This is a genomic window from Mycobacterium sp. SMC-17, assembly GCF_045310915.1.
In the GTDB taxonomy this organism is placed as follows: domain Bacteria; phylum Actinomycetota; class Actinomycetes; order Mycobacteriales; family Mycobacteriaceae; genus Mycobacterium.
The window spans coordinates 77,038-93,575 of sequence record NZ_JBJIAK010000007.1 but is presented as its reverse complement, the minus strand read 5'-3'; the positions used below and the strand labels follow the sequence as shown (position 1 = coordinate 93,575).

Annotated in this window: 17 protein-coding genes and 1 pseudogene; 12 read left to right on the top strand and 6 right to left on the bottom strand. The window is 66.5% G+C overall.

Annotation, left to right across the window (positions count from 1 at the left end):
* Positions 1-79 precede the first annotated feature (79 nt).
* A complete protein-coding gene (locus tag ACJH7A_RS07205) occupies positions 80-499 on the top strand; it encodes a nitroreductase family deazaflavin-dependent oxidoreductase (RefSeq protein WP_133425869.1) in 420 nt (139 codons plus the stop codon).
* On the opposite strand, the gene ACJH7A_RS07200 is transcribed toward ACJH7A_RS07205, so the two are convergent.
* Positions 486-1,067, bottom strand: a complete 582-nt coding sequence (locus ACJH7A_RS07200) for a TetR/AcrR family transcriptional regulator (RefSeq protein WP_166427985.1) — start codon at positions 1,065-1,067, stop codon at positions 486-488. The two genes, ACJH7A_RS07205 and ACJH7A_RS07200, sit on opposite strands and share 14 nt — an antisense overlap.
* A gap of 304 nt (positions 1,068-1,371) precedes the next feature.
* On the opposite strand from ACJH7A_RS07200, the gene ACJH7A_RS07195 reads away from it, so the two are divergent.
* The gene (locus ACJH7A_RS07195) at positions 1,372-1,803 is read left to right on the top strand and encodes an MmpS family transport accessory protein (protein ID WP_133425868.1); all 432 of its coding nucleotides are present in this window, start codon (positions 1,372-1,374) and stop codon (positions 1,801-1,803) included.
* Positions 1,800-4,694: an RND family transporter gene (locus ACJH7A_RS07190; protein ID WP_133425867.1), complete on the top strand. Its 2,895-nt coding sequence runs from the start codon at positions 1,800-1,802 to the stop codon at positions 4,692-4,694. The genes ACJH7A_RS07195 and ACJH7A_RS07190 overlap by 4 nt, the downstream gene beginning before the upstream one ends.
* 376 nt (positions 4,695-5,070) lie before the next feature.
* Here the strand turns inward: ACJH7A_RS07190 and ACJH7A_RS07185 are convergent, their stop codons facing one another.
* Both ACJH7A_RS07185 and ACJH7A_RS07180 read right to left on the bottom strand, forming a co-directional pair.
* On the bottom strand, positions 5,071-5,292 hold the full coding sequence (locus tag ACJH7A_RS07185) for a hypothetical protein (RefSeq protein WP_131810278.1): 222 nt from the start codon (positions 5,290-5,292) through the stop codon (positions 5,071-5,073).
* A 161-nt stretch (positions 5,293-5,453) separates the two neighbouring features.
* A pseudogene (locus ACJH7A_RS07180) lies at positions 5,454-6,209 on the bottom strand (L,D-transpeptidase); the annotation flags it as partial.
* A gap of 307 nt (positions 6,210-6,516) precedes the next feature.
* Between ACJH7A_RS07180 and ACJH7A_RS07175 the strand changes: the two are divergent.
* Positions 6,517-7,575: a patatin-like phospholipase family protein gene (locus tag ACJH7A_RS07175; protein ID WP_406801662.1), complete on the top strand. Its 1,059-nt coding sequence runs from the start codon at positions 6,517-6,519 to the stop codon at positions 7,573-7,575.
* 13 nt (positions 7,576-7,588) lie between these two features.
* On the opposite strand, the gene ACJH7A_RS07170 is transcribed toward ACJH7A_RS07175, so the two are convergent.
* Both ACJH7A_RS07170 and ACJH7A_RS07165 read right to left on the bottom strand, forming a co-directional pair.
* Entirely contained in the window at positions 7,589-8,005 is a 417-nt protein-coding gene (locus ACJH7A_RS07170; protein WP_212808012.1) for a DUF732 domain-containing protein, read from the bottom strand.
* 163 nt (positions 8,006-8,168) lie between these two features.
* Positions 8,169-8,840, bottom strand: a complete 672-nt coding sequence (locus ACJH7A_RS07165; protein ID WP_133425863.1) for a hypothetical protein — start codon at positions 8,838-8,840, stop codon at positions 8,169-8,171.
* A 477-nt stretch (positions 8,841-9,317) separates the two neighbouring features.
* On the opposite strand from ACJH7A_RS07165, the gene ACJH7A_RS07160 reads away from it, so the two are divergent.
* From ACJH7A_RS07160 to ACJH7A_RS07125, 8 genes are all read left to right on the top strand, one after another.
* Positions 9,318-10,307 carry an ABC transporter substrate-binding protein gene (locus tag ACJH7A_RS07160; protein ID WP_212808011.1) on the top strand — a complete coding sequence of 330 codons (990 nt, stop codon included), beginning with the start codon at positions 9,318-9,320 and terminating at the stop codon, positions 10,305-10,307.
* Positions 10,308-10,335: 28 nt separating this feature from the next.
* Complete coding sequence (locus tag ACJH7A_RS07155; protein ID WP_133425861.1) at positions 10,336-11,031, top strand: queuosine precursor transporter; 696 nt, start codon at positions 10,336-10,338, stop codon at positions 11,029-11,031.
* Positions 11,032-11,105: 74 nt separating this feature from the next.
* Positions 11,106-11,768, top strand: a complete 663-nt coding sequence (locus tag ACJH7A_RS07150) for an allophanate hydrolase subunit 1 (protein WP_212808010.1) — start codon at positions 11,106-11,108, stop codon at positions 11,766-11,768.
* Between the two features lie 10 nt (positions 11,769-11,778).
* Positions 11,779-12,672 (top strand): 5-oxoprolinase/urea amidolyase family protein, encoded by an 894-nt coding sequence (locus tag ACJH7A_RS07145; protein ID WP_133425859.1) that lies wholly within the window; start codon positions 11,779-11,781, stop codon positions 12,670-12,672.
* Positions 12,673-12,721: 49 nt separating this feature from the next.
* Positions 12,722-13,288, top strand: coding sequence for a GNAT family N-acetyltransferase (locus tag ACJH7A_RS07140; RefSeq protein WP_133425858.1), 567 nt, complete (start codon positions 12,722-12,724; stop codon positions 13,286-13,288).
* Between the two features lie 137 nt (positions 13,289-13,425).
* The gene (locus tag ACJH7A_RS07135) at positions 13,426-14,574 is read left to right on the top strand and encodes a uroporphyrinogen-III synthase (RefSeq protein WP_133425857.1); all 1,149 of its coding nucleotides are present in this window, start codon (positions 13,426-13,428) and stop codon (positions 14,572-14,574) included.
* Positions 14,571-15,254: a sirohydrochlorin chelatase gene (locus ACJH7A_RS07130; RefSeq protein ID WP_133425856.1), complete on the top strand. Its 684-nt coding sequence runs from the start codon at positions 14,571-14,573 to the stop codon at positions 15,252-15,254. The genes ACJH7A_RS07135 and ACJH7A_RS07130 overlap by 4 nt, the downstream gene beginning before the upstream one ends.
* A 65-nt stretch (positions 15,255-15,319) precedes the next feature.
* Positions 15,320-16,132 carry a hypothetical protein gene (locus ACJH7A_RS07125; RefSeq protein WP_212808009.1) on the top strand — a complete coding sequence of 271 codons (813 nt, stop codon included), beginning with the start codon at positions 15,320-15,322 and terminating at the stop codon, positions 16,130-16,132.
* A 13-nt stretch (positions 16,133-16,145) separates the two neighbouring features.
* Here the strand turns inward: ACJH7A_RS07125 and nirD are convergent, their stop codons facing one another.
* On the bottom strand, positions 16,146-16,535 hold the full coding sequence (gene nirD, locus ACJH7A_RS07120; protein WP_212808008.1) for a nitrite reductase small subunit NirD: 390 nt from the start codon (positions 16,533-16,535) through the stop codon (positions 16,146-16,148).
* Between the last annotated feature and the right edge of the window lie 3 nt (positions 16,536-16,538).

Sequence of the window (16,538 nt, the reverse complement as noted above, 5' to 3'; positions counted from 1 at the left end):
ACTCCCCCGATGCCCGCCGACCGGGAAGAATCGGTCGTGACCGGAATAACCCGGCTTCCTCAATCCGTTGGGAATCGACGTGACCGAACATGAACTGAGCCCCACCGACTGGGTGCGCAAGCAGACCGAACAGATTCTCGCGCAGGGCACCACCGATGGTGTGCAGATCCTCGATCGGCCGGTGGTCCTGTTCACCACCACCGGAGCCAAGTCCGGCAAGAAGCGTCTCGTGCCGTTGATGCGCGTCGAGCACAACGGCCGCTACGCCCTCGTGGCATCCAAGGGCGGCGCCCCCGAGCACCCGTCGTGGTACCACAACGTCAAGGCCCACCCGCAGATCACCGCGCAGGACGGCGACAAGGTCTACGAGCTGACGACACGTGAGCTCGAGGGTGAGGAACGGCAGGAATGGTGGGACCGGGCCGTCGAGGCCTACCCGCCCTACGCCGAGTACCAGACCAAGACCGACCGGCTGATCCCGGTCTTCATCGCCGAATAGCGTCCCGCTCCTCCACCGCAAGCAGCCGCCGCGCGGACTGCAACAAGATGCGGTGGAGTTCGTCGTCGGGGATGTCCTGCAAGTCGGGATCCATCGCACTGCCGTAGACGCCCGAGGTGACCAGCGACATGGTCACCCGGGTCTCGGTATCCGCGCTGTCCATGCCCAGCACCTTGCGCAGGCGCTGGTTGATGGCGCTGCACTCCTCGTGGGTTTTGACCAGGGTGTCGATGGCCGGGTCGCGATAGAAGACGGCCGTCACGCGCCGGTGCCGGACCGCGAGCTCGACGAAACCCGTGATCGCGGCTTCCTGCCGTGCCGCCGCGCTCTCCGCGGCCTCGATCGCCGTGGCCAGTTGATCGAGTTCGGCGAATACCGGCCGGATCACGGCAAGCACGATGTCGTCCTTCGAGTGGAACTGGTAGTACACGGAAGCCTTGCTGACCCCGAGGTGATCGGCGATCATCTGCAACGATGTGCCGTTCACGCCGTGGTCCGCAAACAACGCCAGGGCGGCTTCGATCACCCGTGCCCGCGCCGATCCGCGTGGCCCCACCGATTTGGCCAATCCTCGCTCCCTGTTCAACGCCGACCCGAACCGGTCGTCGTGTAGCGGCGGTCACCGCTGTTGCGGCGACGTCACCTGCGTCACACGGGAAACCCCGATGTGGGCACCGACCTGCATCAATTGATTCGCTTAACTTGTCTAAGTTTACCGTGGTGGATACGCTGAGTCTGCCGATCGGCAGATTGAAATGTGACACAGCTGGAGGTGCCGCACAAGCGGTGCGCAACGCCCCAGCTCACACGGTCCGCCAAGGCATGTCGAGCAACAAGGACGGGGAGGTCAGCGTGACCAAGGAGATCGCAGCGTGATCGGCAATGCGCTCAAGAAGGCGTGGATCCCGTTGCTCATCCTCGCCGTGGCCCTCGTCGCCGGCTTCACCGTGCAGCGCGTACGCACCTACTTCGGCCAGAACCCCGTCATCGTCACCCCACGCAACTTCGCCGACGATGCCAAACCGTTCAAACCCAAGGTCGTCACCTACGAGATCACCGGCACCGGCAGCTACGCCGACATCAACTACCTCGACCTGGACGCCAAGCCCCAGCGCATCGACCACGCGCCCCTGCCCTGGAAGCTCACCCTGTCCACCACCGCACCGGCAGCGTCGCCGAACATCGTCGCCCAGGGCGACGGTGACTCCATCACCTGCACCGTCCACGTCGACGACGAACTCAAAGACACCCGCACCTCCACGGGCGTGCACGCCCAGACCTTCTGCCTGGTGAAATCCGCATGAGCAACCACAGCCTCGATACCCCGACCGACTCGTTTCCCAAGGCCGGGCAGGCACCGCACCGGCCGCTGATCCCGCGGGTCATCCGCACGCTCGCCGTCCCGGTCATCCTGGCCTGGATCGGCATCGTCGTGGTGCTGAGCACGATCGTCCCGCCGCTCGACGAGGTCGGCAAGATGCGCTCGGTCTCCATGTCGCCGCACGACGCGCCGTCGATGATCGCCATGAAGCAGATCGGTTCCGACTTCAAGGAATTCGACTCCGACAGCTCGGCCATGGTGGTGCTCGAGGGCGAGCAGCCGCTGGACGCCGCCGCCCACGCGTACTACGACCAGATCGTCGCCAAGCTCCAGGCCGACACCGCGCACGTCGAGCACGTCCAGGATTTCTGGAGCGACCCGCTGACCGCGTCGGGCTCGCAGAGCGCCGACGGCAAGTCCGCCTACGTGCAGGTCTACCTGCGCGGTAATCAGGGCGAATCGCTCGCCAACGAGTCCGTCGAGACCGTCGACAAGATCCTCAAGAGCGTCCCCGCGCCGCCGGGCGTCAAGAGCTACGTCACCGGTGCGGCCGCCCAGGCGTCCGACATGAACGTCGCCGGTGACCGCAGCCTGAAGATCATGGAGGCCGTCTCGTTCGCGGTCATCATCATCATGCTGCTGCTGGTGTACCGGTCGATCATCACGGTGCTGATCGAGCTGTTCATCGTCATGGTGCTGGTGGGGGCGGCGCGCGGCCTGGTGGCCGTGCTCGGCTACTACAAGATCATCGGCCTCTCGACGTTCGCCACCAACCTGCTGCCGATGCTGGCCATCGCGGCGGCGACCGACTACGCCATCTTCCTGATCGGCCGGTATCAGGAAGCGCGCACCGCGGGCATGTCCAAAGAGGACGCCTACTACGACATGTATCACGGCACCGCGCACGTCATTCTCGGTTCGGGTCTGACGATCGCCGGCGCGACGTACTGCCTGCACTTCACTCGACTGCCGTACTTCCAGACGCTGGGCATCCCCCTGGCCATCGGCATGGTCACCGTGGTGTTCGCCGCGCTGTCACTCGGCCCGGCCCTCATCACCGTGGTCACCAAGTGGGGCAAGACGCTCGAACCCAAGCGCGCGATGCGGGTGCGGGGCTGGCGCAAGATCGGTGCGGCGATCACCCGCTGGCCGGGCCCGATCCTCGTCGCCACCATCGCGGTGGCGCTGGTCGGCCTGGTGGCGATCCCCGGCTACAAGACGAGCTACGACGACCGCCAGTACATGCCCGCGGACCTCACGTCCAACGAGGGTTATGCGGCCGCCACCCGGCACTTCTCCCCGGCCCGCATGAATCCCGACCTACTGCTGGTCCAGACCGACCACGACCTGCGCAACCCGGCGGACTTCCTCGTGATCAACAAGATCGCGAAAGCCATTGTGGCCGTTCCCGGTATCGCTCAGGTGCAGGCCATCACACGGCCCGAGGGCACGCCGATCGAGCACTCGACCATCCCGTTCCAGCTGGGCATGCAGAGCACCACGCAGGTCATGAACCAGAAGTACCAGCAGGACATGATGAACGATATGCAGAAGCAGATCGGTGACATCCAGGTGAGCATCGACACCATGACCAAGATGCAGGGCATCACGGTCCAGATGTCGACCGTCATGGACAGCATGGTCGGCAAGATGCACGGCATGTTGTACGACATCGAAGATCTGCGCAACCACATCTCCGATTTCGACGACTTCTTCCGGCCGATCCGCAACTACCTCTACTGGGAACCGCACTGCTACGACATCCCGGTCTGCTGGTCCATGCGGTCGGTGTTCGACACCCTCGACGGCATCGACACCATGACGGATGACTTCCAGTCCGTCATTCCGGACATGGACAAGATGTCCGCGCTGACGAAGCAGATGGTCACGGTCATGCCTCCGCAGATCGAGACCATGAAGAACATGAAGAAGTACATGCAGATGATGTACGCCACCCAGAAGGGGCAGCTGGATCAGCAGGCCGAGGGCCAGAAGAACTCCAGCGCCATGGGTGAGGCCTTCGACAAGTCGAAGAACGACGACTCGTTCTACCTGCCGCCGGAGGCCTTCGACAGCGCCGACTTCAAGCGCGGCATGAAGAACTTCATCTCGCCGGACGGCAAGTCGGTGCGGTTCATCGTGCAGCACGAGGGCAATCCGCTTACGCCCGAAGGCATCTCGCACATCGATGCCATCAAGCTGGCCGCCAAGGAGGCGATCAAGGGCACTCCCCTGGAGGGCTCGAAGATCTACCTGGCCGGTAGCGCGGCGACCTTCCGTGACATGGCCGAGGGTTCCGACTACGACCTGATGATCGCCGGAATCTCCGCTCTCGCACTGATTTTCGTCATCATGCTGCTCATCACCCGGGCGGTGGTGGCGGCGGCGGTGATCGTGGCGACGGTGGCGATCTCGCTCGGCGCGTCGCTGGGTATGTCGATCCTCATCTGGCAGTACCTCATCGGGCTACCGCTGCACTGGATGGTGATCCCGATGTCGGTGATCATCCTGTTGGCCGTCGGCGCGGACTACAACCTGCTGCTGGTCGCCCGTTTCAAGGAAGAGATTCAGGCCGGCCTCAACACCGGCATCATCCGCGCGATGGGCAGCACCGGCTCGGTGGTCACCAACGCCGGCCTGGTCTTCGCCTTCACCATGTCGTCGATGATCATCAGCGAGCTGCGCATCATCGGCCAGGTGGGCACCACGATCGGCCTGGGCCTGCTGTTCGACACCCTGGTCGTCCGGTCGTTCATGATGCCGTCGATCGCCGCCCTCATGGGCAAGTGGTTCTGGTGGCCGCAGATCGTGCGTCAGCGGCCGAAGCCGGTGCCGTGGCCGACCCCCGCCGAGAAGGTCGACGCGACCGTCTGACCCGTCGTACCGAAAAGCGCCGCGCTGAGATCGCCTCTCAGCGCGGCGTTTTTGTTCTGTAGAGAACTCCCCAATTGCGAGATACGTCGTTTCAGTCACGAGGCACCGACGGCCATCCCGACTGCAGCCAGGGACATTCTCCGGCCGCCGACGGTCCCTGGGTTCGATCGCGGCGTCAGATCGCCGTCACGATTGAACTCACGCACACATTCGCGAAGCCGGCCGGTACGGGAGCAGCGCACGTACCCCTGGCACGCAAAATGCCCGCCTCCGCGCGACGAGGTTGTCGCTCGGAGACGGGCACAAGCGTGAGTAGGGGTTGGAATGGCGGGCCGGCCGGGCCCTGGCAGCACCGCGGCGCTGCCGGGCTACGGAATCAGGCGCCGAAGCCGCGGCCCGTGGACCACGCGAACACCGCGTAGGCCGCCGAACCCGACAGCTGGTGGATTTCGGCTTCCGTGCCACCGAGTTCGCGGATGCGGTCGGCGAAGGTCGACTCGATGATGCCCGAACACGTCGACAGCAGATCCATCAACGATGCGTCCGCCGCCGGCTGTGCCGACTCGAACTGGTTCGGCAAATGCGCTACTGCTCCCACGACCACTCCTGACCTCAAACTGATATTTCCAGCTATCTAATTTTATCGGCTAAGTACCGGTCGTGACTAGGCCTTTTGCCGTGACACTGACCAGTGTACCTAATGCGTTGTGGCGTGCGTCACAACGACGCGACCGAGATTCAACTTTGATCGCATCGTTATCACCACTGGTCCCACGGCACACTCCAGTCGCCGTTCTGCCACAGCTCCAAAGGCTTGCCGCCGGTGTTCCGCACCTCGACCACGTCGCCGGGTACGGAGAAGTTGTAGAACCACTGCGCGTTGTCGTGGTTCAGGTTCAGACAACCGTGACTGGTGTTGGTGTTGCCCTGAGCCCACACCGTCGCGTCGAGCTGATGCAGGTACACACCATCGGTGCTGACGCGCACGGCGTACGGGATGGTCTCCTTGTACCCGAGGTGGTTGTTGATCGGCAGGCCGTACGTCGACGAATCCATGACCACCGGATTGCTCTTGTCGAGCACGGTGTAAACCCCCGGCTGGGTCCAGAAACTCAGCGTCTTGCCGTTGACGGTTTCGGTGCCGCCGCGCCCCATCGAGGTCGGCATGGTCTTCACCAGTGCGCCGCCGTCGTAGACGGTGACCTTCTTGGTCTTGTCATCGGCGATCGACACGTGGGACGCGCCGATGTTGAACGTCGGGCCCCCGGCCACCGACACCACGGTGCCCGGCGCCCAGTACTGCGGCGGGCGCCAGTGCGCGGTGGTGTTGTTCACCCAGTGCCACGACCCGGCAACCGGCGGGTTCGCGGTCACCACCAGATCCCGCGCGGCGGCGGCCTCATCGACCGGAGCGGCGAAGTGCGCGACGATCACCGTGCCGACGCCGTAGGTGGCGCCGTCCCGAATCGGTGCCCCGGAGGTCATCGTGAACGAGACCGGCGGTGGCCCGGGCGGGGGCGCATCGTCGTCTGCGGATGCCACCGCGGTGGGGACGAGAAGAATCGTGGACATTGCCAATACAAACGCGCGTGCCGCCAACATGCGGTCACAGTACCGATGCTCCATTCGCCACCCCCTCTCCGGTGAATCCCTCGTTGTGCCAGCAACATTAGGGACGGGTACTGAGGGCGGCTTAGTCTGCGCCTAAGAATCGGCTGAGTGGCCGAGTAACGCCCGCCACACCGCCACGAGCGCCCGCTCCGCCGTCACAATCCGTTGCCGTCCAAGGCTAACCGCGGGCGTTCACCTAGCATCGTCACCGATGGCGCACAGGCCCGACGACTCCCCTGCGGTCCCGGTCAAGACCGCCGATCTGGTGCTGTCGGGTGGCGGCGTCAAGGCAATCGGTTTGGTCGGGGCCGTCGTCGCTCTGGGCGACGCGGGCTACCGCGTCGGCCGGGTGTCCGGGACGTCGGCCGGCTCCCTCGTGGGCGCCGTCATCGCCGCCGCGAACCGTCGTCAGCCGGCCGGGTGCCAACTCACCGGTGCCCAACTCCGGGAACTGGCGATGTCCCTGCCCTATCGCAAATTTCTGGATCCCGTTGGCACCAGCCGAATCCCGGTGCTCGGCAAGTACTGGACGGCTTTCCGTGGCCAGGGGATGTACCGCGGCGACGCCATTCACGACTGGGTCGACGGCGAGCTGCGCAATCTGGGCGTACGGACCTTCGGCGATCTGGCGCTCGACGACCGCGAGCTGCCGCCGGAGCAGCGCTACCGCCTGGTCGTCACGGTCGCCGACATCACCCGCGGCACGCTGGTCCGGCTACCGTGGGACTACCGCCGGATGTACGGCCTCGACCCCGACGAACAGTCCGTCGCGGACGCTGTCAGCGCGTCCATGGCCATCCCGTTCTTCTTCCGGCCGGTGACGATCACGAGCGCCGCGGGGACGACCTCGACGCTGATCGACGGCGGGCTGCTGTCGAACTTCCCGATGTACTCGCTGGATCGCACCGACGGCAAGGTCCCGCGCTGGCCCAGCTTCGGCATCACTGTGACGGCACAGCGACCGGCCCAGGGTGACGGCGACCCGAGCCCGGGTCTGGCACCGGTGATCGATCTGCCCGGAGCCCCGCATCTCCTGGAGAACCTCATCAACACCGCATTGCTCGGTCACGACCAGACTTATCTCCGGCAGCCATCCGTCGCGGCGCGCACGATAGTGGTCGACGCCGCCGGCATCGGATACCTGAATTTCGACATTTCCCAGGCCGACCGGAAGCGGCTATATGACAACGGCTACTCCGCCGCAAACGAATTCCTGAATACCTGGGACTGGCCCGCTTACCTACATCGATTTCGCGCCGGTTCGGCGTGAATTCACTGCCATCTCAATAGCGAGGGCGCGGCACTCCGTCGGCGCCGATGTTCAAACCGGGGCACAGATGCACCATCGCCATATCCATCACGAAAGTCGCGGAGGCCTTGTTCACCTTCAGGGACTTGGAGATGTCGTTGACGGCGTCGCCGGTCGGCTGACCGGCGTACACGAACATATTGCAGGTCAGGCGCCCGGTTTTGAGCAGATCGGCATCGCTGCTCTGCATGCGGCCGTGCAGCTCGGTGAGATAGGCGAGCTCCGCTGCGTTGGCGGCGGCATTCGTCGGCACGCAGTCGAGCGGGTTGCCGCGTTCGGCGCAGGCCGCCATCTGGCCCGTTCCGACGTCAGCCGATGCGGGGGCAGAAAGGCCTGACGCAGCCACCGCCAGAGCCGCCAACAACTGACCGGTGATCACGCGCGCAGTCATCGCAACGACACCTCCCGCCGCCATATAAGACGCTTCCGTCAATTAATGCCGGGCACCGCCCCCGCAGTGTCCGTAACGGAATAATAAAGATTGTTCGGGCATTGCGATAACCGAACGGGAAATGAAGCTTTAACGACCTATGGCCGTAATACCGGCGAAACGGTCAGACGGCGCTTCCGGCCACTTTTTGTTCGGCGACCTGCGGCACCATTCCGGCGGCGACCAGACCGAGCTCTCCCGACGGGTCCAGCGCATCGGGCCACGGCCCGGCGAGGGCGTCGAACTCCACCTGATGACGGCCCACCGCCCGCTCCACCGCGCGCAGCGACACGCTGCAGTCACGGGCCCTGCGGCCACACGCGCACTGCTGACCGGGATGCTCGGCGCAGCCGGCCACATAACGGTCGACCGCGGCACGAAGCGTCGGATGCACGGGACGGGCCAAAGCGATGCTGCGCACCTGGCCGCGGCGCCCGATCCAGCTGGCCACCACGTCTTCACCCATGTCGTCGAGAGCCTGGACGTACGCCTCCAACTCGGCGCGCGGCGAGGGGTCGCCGGCGGCGGCCGGGCCGACGATCTCGATCACGGCGTGGCCCTGCCAGTCGACCGGCCGGAACCGCAACGTCCGCCGGCCGGAACGCACGATCTGACCGCCCGCGCTCACCATCGCGCCGTCCGGTTGGGCCGTGTCGAACAACCACCGCATTCCGATGAGCAATTCGGGGAGATGCCGGGTGACGACGCGCTCCGGTCGCTTCGAACCGAGCCCCTGACGCACCTCGGCCCGACTATGTCGCCGCGAGCCGCGCAGCCCGCTCGAATCGATCGTCATAGCAGCCTCCCAGCAAATTCCTCTTGTCCGCCGAAGAACGACGTCCGTTCCCATTAGAGCATGGCCACAGGCGGCCCGACGATACGTCAAACGACTGACATTGCGCGGTTCTCGCTAACCCAATGCGCCAAACCACGGGTAACGACTGGACCACCTGCCCCAGGGGAAACGTGTGTTACATATCGGCATTTAACTGCCATTTTTGGGATACCCGCCCGCGAAAGCACCTGGCCACCGAAAGTTTGGCGGGCCACGGCACACGCGCGCCCAGCTAATAGTCCAATAAGGTACATACCTAGGGTATGTTTACCCTTCCCCATCGGCACGCAGCTTCCCCGCCATCGATATTTACGTTGTCGGCAAACCATCCCGGGAATTCGGTCGGTAACGGCATCCTGGCGCGTCACACACCAGCCGCCCCGGGTGCGTTCGCGTGTTAGCAGAGCCATTCCGCGAGGCAGATGCAAGACTCACGACGTGTACCCGAACCGCTCGCGCCGTAATTTCCTGGCACTGGCCGTCGGTGCGGCCGGTGCCGCGATGGTCGCCGCATGCTCCAAGCCGCCGGCCTCGGGCACCGTCGCCGGCGACGGGTCGGTGACGATCAATCACGCGTTCGGATCCACCCGCATTCCGGCGCCGCCGAAGAGTGTCGTGTGCGCGGGCCTCACCGGGCAGGACGACCTGCTGGCCGTCGGCGTCGTCCCGATCGCGGTGACCGAGTGGTTCGGGAATCAGCCATTCGCCGTGTGGCCGTGGGCGCAGCCCGCGCTCGGCCCGGCCCAGCCGGTCGTCCTGAACCTCAACGACGGCATCCAGGTGGACAAGATCTCCGCGCTGAAGCCCGACCTCATCATCGCCACCAACGCGGGACTGGACGCCGACACCTACAAGAAGCTCTCGGCGGTCGCCCCGACGATCGCCCAGTCCGGCCAGGACGCCTTCTTCGAGCCCTGGAAAGAACAGGCCACCGTCATCGGGCAGGCCGTCTTCAAGGCCGACGACATGAAGCGACTCATCGACGGCGTCGATGCGAAGTTCGCCGGCGCAGGGCAGGCCAACCCGCGGCTCGGTGGCCGAAAGATGTTGATCGTCAACGGTCTTCCGACTGCGGACGGCGTCGAGATCACACCGGCGGGCTGGCGCACCGACTTCCTCACCGAGATGGGCATCGCCCTGCCGGGCGGACTCGACTCGTTCACCAAGGGGCAACACGCCTTCGTGCCCCGCGACCAGATCGCCACGGCGTTCCGCGACGCCGACGTGCTGATCTGGACGCTCGACGCCGACGAACAGCGGCCCGCGGTGCTGGCCGACCCGACCATCGCACAACTGAGCCAGGCCAAGTCCAACCGGATCGTCTTCCCCAACAAGGATTTGTCCGCGGCCATCACATTCGCCTCGGTGCTGTCCTACCCCGCCGTGGCCGATCAGCTGCCACCCCTGCTGACCGCCGCGCTGGCCTGAGGTTGCACTCGCAGCTCTGCCTGCCAAGATGTTCGACGTGACCGTCGCCGAGCGCCCCGACCAGCACGCCCGCTTCGCGCAGGTCGGATCGGCCTACTATCCGATCCTGATCGCGGTGTTCACGGCCCTGGTGATCATTTCGAACGTCACCGCCACCAAGGGCGTGGCCTTCGGGCCGATCATCACCGACGGCGGCTTCATCGTCTTTCCGCTCACCTACATCATCGGTGACGTGCTGTCCGAGGTGTACGGCTTCAAGGCCGCGCGGCGGGCGATCTATCTCGGCTTCGCCATGAATATCCTTGCCGCCCTGACCTTCTGGGCGACGATCTACCTGCCGGCCGCGGACTTCTACCCGAACCAGGCGCACTTCGAGAACGTCGTGCACTCCTACACGCAGCTGATCATCGCCGGGCTCGCCGGCTTCATCGTCGGGCAGACGATCAATGCGTGGGTCGTGGTGGCCATCAAGGAACGCACCAAGGAGAAGCACCTGTGGGCTCGCCTGGTCGGCTCGACGTTCGCCGGGCAGCTCGGTGACACGCTGGTGTTCTGCGCCATCGCCGCCAACGCCATCGGCATCAGCACCCTCCACGACTTCGTCGTCTACACCGGCCAGGGCTGGCTGTACAAGACCGCCGTCGAGGTGATCTTCCTGCCGGTGACGTACCGGGTGATCAGCTACATCAAGCGGCACGAACCAACGTACGAATTTGCTGTCTGAGCGGTTGTTAAGGCTCTTCTGGCGAGTGCGTAAGGACGCGTTAATTACCGGCTACTCGCGGGTAGGTTGGAGTGATGACCGTCACAGTGGACAAAGTTGACATGACGATGCTCGGCACCGTCCGCGACTATGGCGACCAGGCGCTGCTCCTGGAATTCAACAGCACCGCCGAGGTCCTGGCGTGGACCGACACGCTGCGCACGGCGGGTTTGCCCGGCGTGCTCGACATCGTGCCGGCGTCGCGGACCATCCTGATCAAGCTCGCCGCACCGCGATATCAGATTCCCACCGCACAGCGGCTGTCCAAGCTCCGCCTCGGCGAAATCGACAACACCGAGGCCAGCGCCCCGCAGCAGGCCGACGTGACCATCGACGTCGTGTACGACGGCACCGATCTCGACGAGGTCGCCAAGCTGACCGGGCTGACCTCCGACGAGGTGATCGCCGCCCATACCGGGTCGCTGTGGCGCGTCGCATTCGGCGGTTTCACGCCGGGCTTCGCCTATCTGGTCGGTGGCGACGAGCGACTCCAGGTGCCGCGCCGCAGCGAGCCGCGCACGCGCGTGCCGGCGGGCTCGGTGGCCCTCGCCGGTGAGTTCGGCGGCGTCTACCCGCGCGAGACCCCGGGCGGCTGGCAGTTGATCGGCCGTACCGACGCCACGTTGTGGGACCTCGAACGGGAGCAGCCGGCGTTGCTGATTCCGGGCATGCACGTGCAGTTCCGGGCAATCGGTTAGGAGCGCGACCATGACCGCAACACTCGAAATCCTCAAGACCGGCCCGCTCGCGCTCGTCGAGGACCTGGGCCGGCCCGGCCTGGCCCACATGGGCGTCAGCCGCTCGGGCGCGGCCGATCGCCGCTCACACACGCTGGCCAACCGGCTGGTGGCCAACCCCAACGACCGCGCCACCATCGAGGTGACGTTCGGTGGCTTTTCTGCCCGGGTCCATGGCGGCGGGAAAGAGGGCGTGGCGGTGGCCGTCACCGGCGCCGACGCCGATCCCTCCGCGAACGGAATCCCGTTCGGCACCAACAGCATCCACTACGCGCACGACGGCGAGGTGATCTCCCTGGGTGCGCCCCACACCGGTCTGCGCAGTTACGTCGCGGTCCGCGGCGGCTTCGTCGTCGACCCGGTGCTCGGCTCCCGCAGCTACGACGTGATGTCCGCGATCGGCCCGCGGCCGCTGCAGGTCGGCGACATGCTGACCATCGGTGCGCACACCGCGGAGTTCCCGGAGCTGGATCAGGCGCCCGTGGCGGCCATCGCCGAGGACCTGCTGGAGCTGCTGGTGGTGCCCGGCCCGCGTGATGACTGGTTCGTCGACCCCGACGCCCTGGTGCACACGGAGTGGATCGTCACCGATCGCAGCGACCGCGTCGGCATGCGGCTGAACGGCCGGCCCCTGCAGCACCGCTGGCCGGACCGCCAGCTGCCCAGCGAGGGCGCGACACGGGGCGCAATTCAGGTGCCGCCCAACGGTTTACCGGTGATCCTCGGCCCCGACCATCCGGTCACCGGCGGGTACCCGGTGATCGGTGTCGTCGCCGACCACGACATCGACAAAGTGGGGCAGATCCGGCCCGGTCAGCACGTGCGCATGCACTGGTCCAGGCCGCGTCATCCGTTTGGCGCCTGAACCCGCACAGGCACCAGCGCAGGCTGCGCAATCCTGGTAGAACGAGGGGGTGCACCCCACGGATCTCTCCCGCGTCCACAACGTTCACACGGCGCGACTGGTCCACACCGCTGATCTGGATGCCGAGACCCGGGAGGGCGCCCGGCAGATGGTCATCGACGCCTACGACGGCGATTTCTCGGATGCCGACTGGGAGCACTCACTGGGCGGCATGCATGCGCTGGTCTGCCGCCACGGCGCGATCATCGCGCACGGTGCGGTCGTCCAACGCCGGCTGATGTACCGCAACACCGCGCTGCGGTGCGGCTACGTCGAAGCCGTTGCGGTCCGCGAGGACTGGCGGGGCCAGGGCCTGGCCACGGCGGTGCTCGACGCCGTCGAGCAGGTGATCCGCGGCGCCTACGAGATCGGGGCGCTCAGTTCCTCGGATGCGGGACGGCCGATCTACACCGCACGCGGCTGGCTGCCGTGGCGGGGCACGACGTCCGTGCTGGCGCCCGCCGGCGTCAATCGCACGCCCGAAGACGACCATTCGCTGTTCGTGCTGCCGGTCTCGGTTGAGGTCGACACCACCGCCGACATCACGTGTGACTGGCGCGAAGGCGACGTCTGGTGAGGTCTTGTGAGGTTTCTGCCCACAAAAGCCCAGTTCAGCACCGCGTGTGACATAAACGTCACCGTTTCCGGGGCGGCGACACCGCTGAGCAATGGCCGGGTAACCAGCCGGAAACACGTTGTCCCTTCACTGAACGCATGAGTGATCCCGAACGGGCCCCGCTCACCGGATTTCGGGTGGCGGTGACCTCCGCACGACGTGCCGATGAGCTGTGCACCCTGCTGCGCCGCCGCGGCGCGACGGTGATCGCCGCCCCCGCCATCTCGATGGTCCCGCTGCCCGACGACGACGAGCTCCGCACCAACACCCAGGCGCTGCTCGAAGTGCCGCCCGACGTCCTGATCGCCACGACCGGCATCGGCTTCCGCGGCTGGATGTCCGCCGCCGACGACTGGGGCGTGTCAGGCGAACTGACCGATGCCCTCAGCCGCGCCCGGATCGTCTCCCGCGGCCCCAAGGCCACCGGTGCGCTGCGGGCGGCAGGCCTGCCCGAGGAGTGGTCACCCGATTCCGAGTCGTCCCGCGAGGTGCTGGGCTACCTGCTGCAGGGCGGTATCGCCGGCATGCGGATCGCCGTGCAGCTGCACGGCGCCACCGATGAGTGGGACCCGTTCCCCGAGTTCCTCGATGAGCTACGCCGCGCCGGCGCCGACGTCGTCCCGATCCGGGTGTACCGGTGGCAGCCGGTGCCGTCCGGCGGTGCATTCGACTCGCTGGTCAGCGATATCGCCGAGCGCCGGCTCGACGCCGTCAGCTTCACCTCGGCGCCCGCGGTGGCGGCGACCCTGATGCGCGCGACCGAGCTCGGCATCAATGATCAAGTGCTGGACGCGTTTCGGGGCCCGGTGCACGCCATGTGCGTCGGGCCGGTGACGGCGCGGCCGCTGGCCCGGCTCGGGGTGCCGACGTCCGCCCCCGAGCGCATGCGCCTGGGTGCGCTCGCGCGCCACATCGCCGATGAGCTCCCCGTGCTGCAGACCCGAAAGCTGCGGGCCGCCGGACACGATCTCGAGATCCGTGGTACCTGCGTCGTGGTCGACGGGGTGGTCAAGGACCTCTCGCCGGCCGGGATGTCCATCGTGCGGGCGCTGGCGCTGCGGCCCGGTGCGGTGGTGTCACGGCAGGAACTGCTGGCCGCGTTGCCGGGCAGCGGGTCGGACACCCATGCCGTCGAGACCGCGGTGCTGCGGCTACGAACCACGTTGGGCGACAAGGAGATCGTCGCGACCGTGGTGAAGCGTGGCTACCGGCTGGCGGTCGATGACTACTCGGTAGGTGCACGATGAACCCCGTCCTGGTCGCCCACGGCACCCGCAAGGGCTCGGGTGTCGCGATGATCGGCGAGCTGGCCGAGCAGGTCAGCGGACTGCTGGACCGTCGCGTGCACACCGCGTTCGTCGACGTCCTCGGGCCCACACCGGCCGAGGTGCTGTCGACGCTGCCGCCCGGACCCGCCGTCGTCGTCCCGGCCTTCTTGTCGTCGGGCTACCACGTCCACAAGGACATCCCCGCCGGCATCGCCGAAAGCGGCCACCGGGACGTCACGGTGACGCCGGCCCTCGGGCCCTCGACCGCAATGGTCCGGGTGCTCGCTGACCGACTGATCGAATCGGGCTGGCGCCCATCGGATTCCGTGGTGCTGGCGGCTGCCGGAACCTCGGACCCGCGTGCAGCCGGTGACCTGCGCCGGACGTGCGCCATGCTGTCGGCGACGCTGGGCAGCCGCGTCGAGCTCGCATTCGCGATCAGTGGCACGCACTGGGTGGGCGACGTGGTGGCCCGGCTGCGGAAGCACGGCGCCGAACGCGTCGCCGTCGCGTCGTACCTCTTGGCCGACGGCCTCTTCCAGGACCGGCTGTACACGTGCGGAGCCGACGTGGTGACCGACCCGTTGGGCCGGCACCCGGGCGTCGCCAAGCTGGTGGCACACCGGTTCCGGACGGCCCGGTTGTCGCTGGCCGCCTAGGTTTTCGGCGGAAACGCAAGGGGTACCGCGCATTTGTGGGGGATATCGCGGCCCATACTGGAGACATGGCCAAGCGGACGGGCAATGACGTAGCGCTGGACACCTACCGGTTTCTCCGTGGCGGCATGGTGGTCATGGCCGTGCTGTTGGGTGCCGCGCTGGCCGTCGAGCGCGCGCACGCCACGTGCTGGCAGACGTCGATCAGCGCCTACTACTTCACCACCGCGCATGCCGTGTTCGTGGGCGTGCTGTTCGCCATCGGCGCCATGCTGATCGTTTACCAGGGCGCCAGCGACACCGAGAACACGCTGCTCAACCTGGCCGGGGTGTTGGCCTTCGTGATCGCCGTCGTCCCCACCACGCGGCCGGTACTGCAGTGCGGCACAGCTGATCCCGTGGCAGTGCAGACGGGGTCGGCCGTACTGTTCAACGCCTGGACGGTCACGGTGGTGCTCGCCGGTTCACGCGCCGCGTCGTGGTTGTTGTTCCGGCCCAAGCGGCCCGGCACCGTGCTGGGTGCCGCCGCGAGGTGGCTGCAGCGCGCGGTGCTCGGGACCGGCGTCGTGGTGCTGATCGTGGCCCCGGACTGGTTCCGGATCAACGCCCACGGCATCGCCGCGGCCGTCATGTTCGGCGCCATCGTGCTGACGGTGTTCAGCTCGGCTTTCGGCACCGCGCCGGCGTGTGGAAGTCGTTACCGTGGCGCGTACCAGACGATCTCACTGTTGATGGCCGCCAGCTTGCTGACCGCGGTGGTGCTGCACCTGAGTCTCGACGGCTTCAATCACGCCGTGCTGATCGCCGAGATCGCGCTGATCATCGAGTTCACGGCGTACTGGGTGTTGCAGACCATCGAGGACAACAGCTGCTCGCGCTGATGCCCAGCGGCAATCAGGCTGCCACGTCGACGCCCAGCGGGCCGATCTCGACCAGACCGGCCCACACCCGGATCGGGTAGACGGGCAGGCGCACCGAGGGATCATCAAGGCAGACACCGTCATCCAGGGCGAAGGCCTGCTTCTTGATGGGGCTCTGCACGCAGACCCGGCCGGCGCGGTCACCGACGAGCCCACGGGACATCACGGCCGCACCGGAGAACGGGTCGATGTTGCCGACGGCGTACAGCGATCCGTCGTGCAGGCGGAACAGCGCGGCCTGCGAGCCGTCGGGCAGCAGCACACCGGCACCGCGGCCGGGCACCAGCCGGTGATACGAGCAGACCGCGGTCCACTCCGAACGGTCCTGGTACTGAGCAACTTCGGAAAGGTCGTTGAGCGTCATCGT

Excerpts from the sequence above, each read along its gene's own strand:
- ACJH7A_RS07175 (WP_406801662.1), top strand. The coding sequence starts at position 6,517 with ATGGCGCACAGGCCCGACGACTCCCCTGCGGTCCCGGTCAAGACCGCC.
- ACJH7A_RS07130 (WP_133425856.1), top strand. The coding sequence starts at position 14,571 with ATGAACCCCGTCCTGGTCGCCCACGGCACCCGCAAGGGCTCGGGTGTC.
- ACJH7A_RS07125 (WP_212808009.1), top strand. The coding sequence starts at position 15,320 with ATGGCCAAGCGGACGGGCAATGACGTAGCGCTGGACACCTACCGGTTT.
- ACJH7A_RS07135 (WP_133425857.1), top strand. The coding sequence starts at position 13,426 with ATGAGTGATCCCGAACGGGCCCCGCTCACCGGATTTCGGGTGGCGGTG.
- ACJH7A_RS07170 (WP_212808012.1), bottom strand. The coding sequence starts at position 8,005 with ATGACTGCGCGCGTGATCACCGGTCAGTTGTTGGCGGCTCTGGCGGTG.
- ACJH7A_RS07145 (WP_133425859.1), top strand. The coding sequence starts at position 11,779 with ATGACCGCAACACTCGAAATCCTCAAGACCGGCCCGCTCGCGCTCGTC.
- ACJH7A_RS07165 (WP_133425863.1), bottom strand. The coding sequence starts at position 8,840 with ATGACGATCGATTCGAGCGGGCTGCGCGGCTCGCGGCGACATAGTCGG.
- nirD (WP_212808008.1), bottom strand. The coding sequence starts at position 16,535 with ATGACGCTCAACGACCTTTCCGAAGTTGCTCAGTACCAGGACCGTTCG.
- ACJH7A_RS07150 (WP_212808010.1), top strand. The coding sequence starts at position 11,106 with ATGACCGTCACAGTGGACAAAGTTGACATGACGATGCTCGGCACCGTC.
- ACJH7A_RS07190 (WP_133425867.1), top strand. The coding sequence starts at position 1,800 with ATGAGCAACCACAGCCTCGATACCCCGACCGACTCGTTTCCCAAGGCC.
- ACJH7A_RS07155 (WP_133425861.1), top strand. The coding sequence starts at position 10,336 with ATGTTCGACGTGACCGTCGCCGAGCGCCCCGACCAGCACGCCCGCTTC.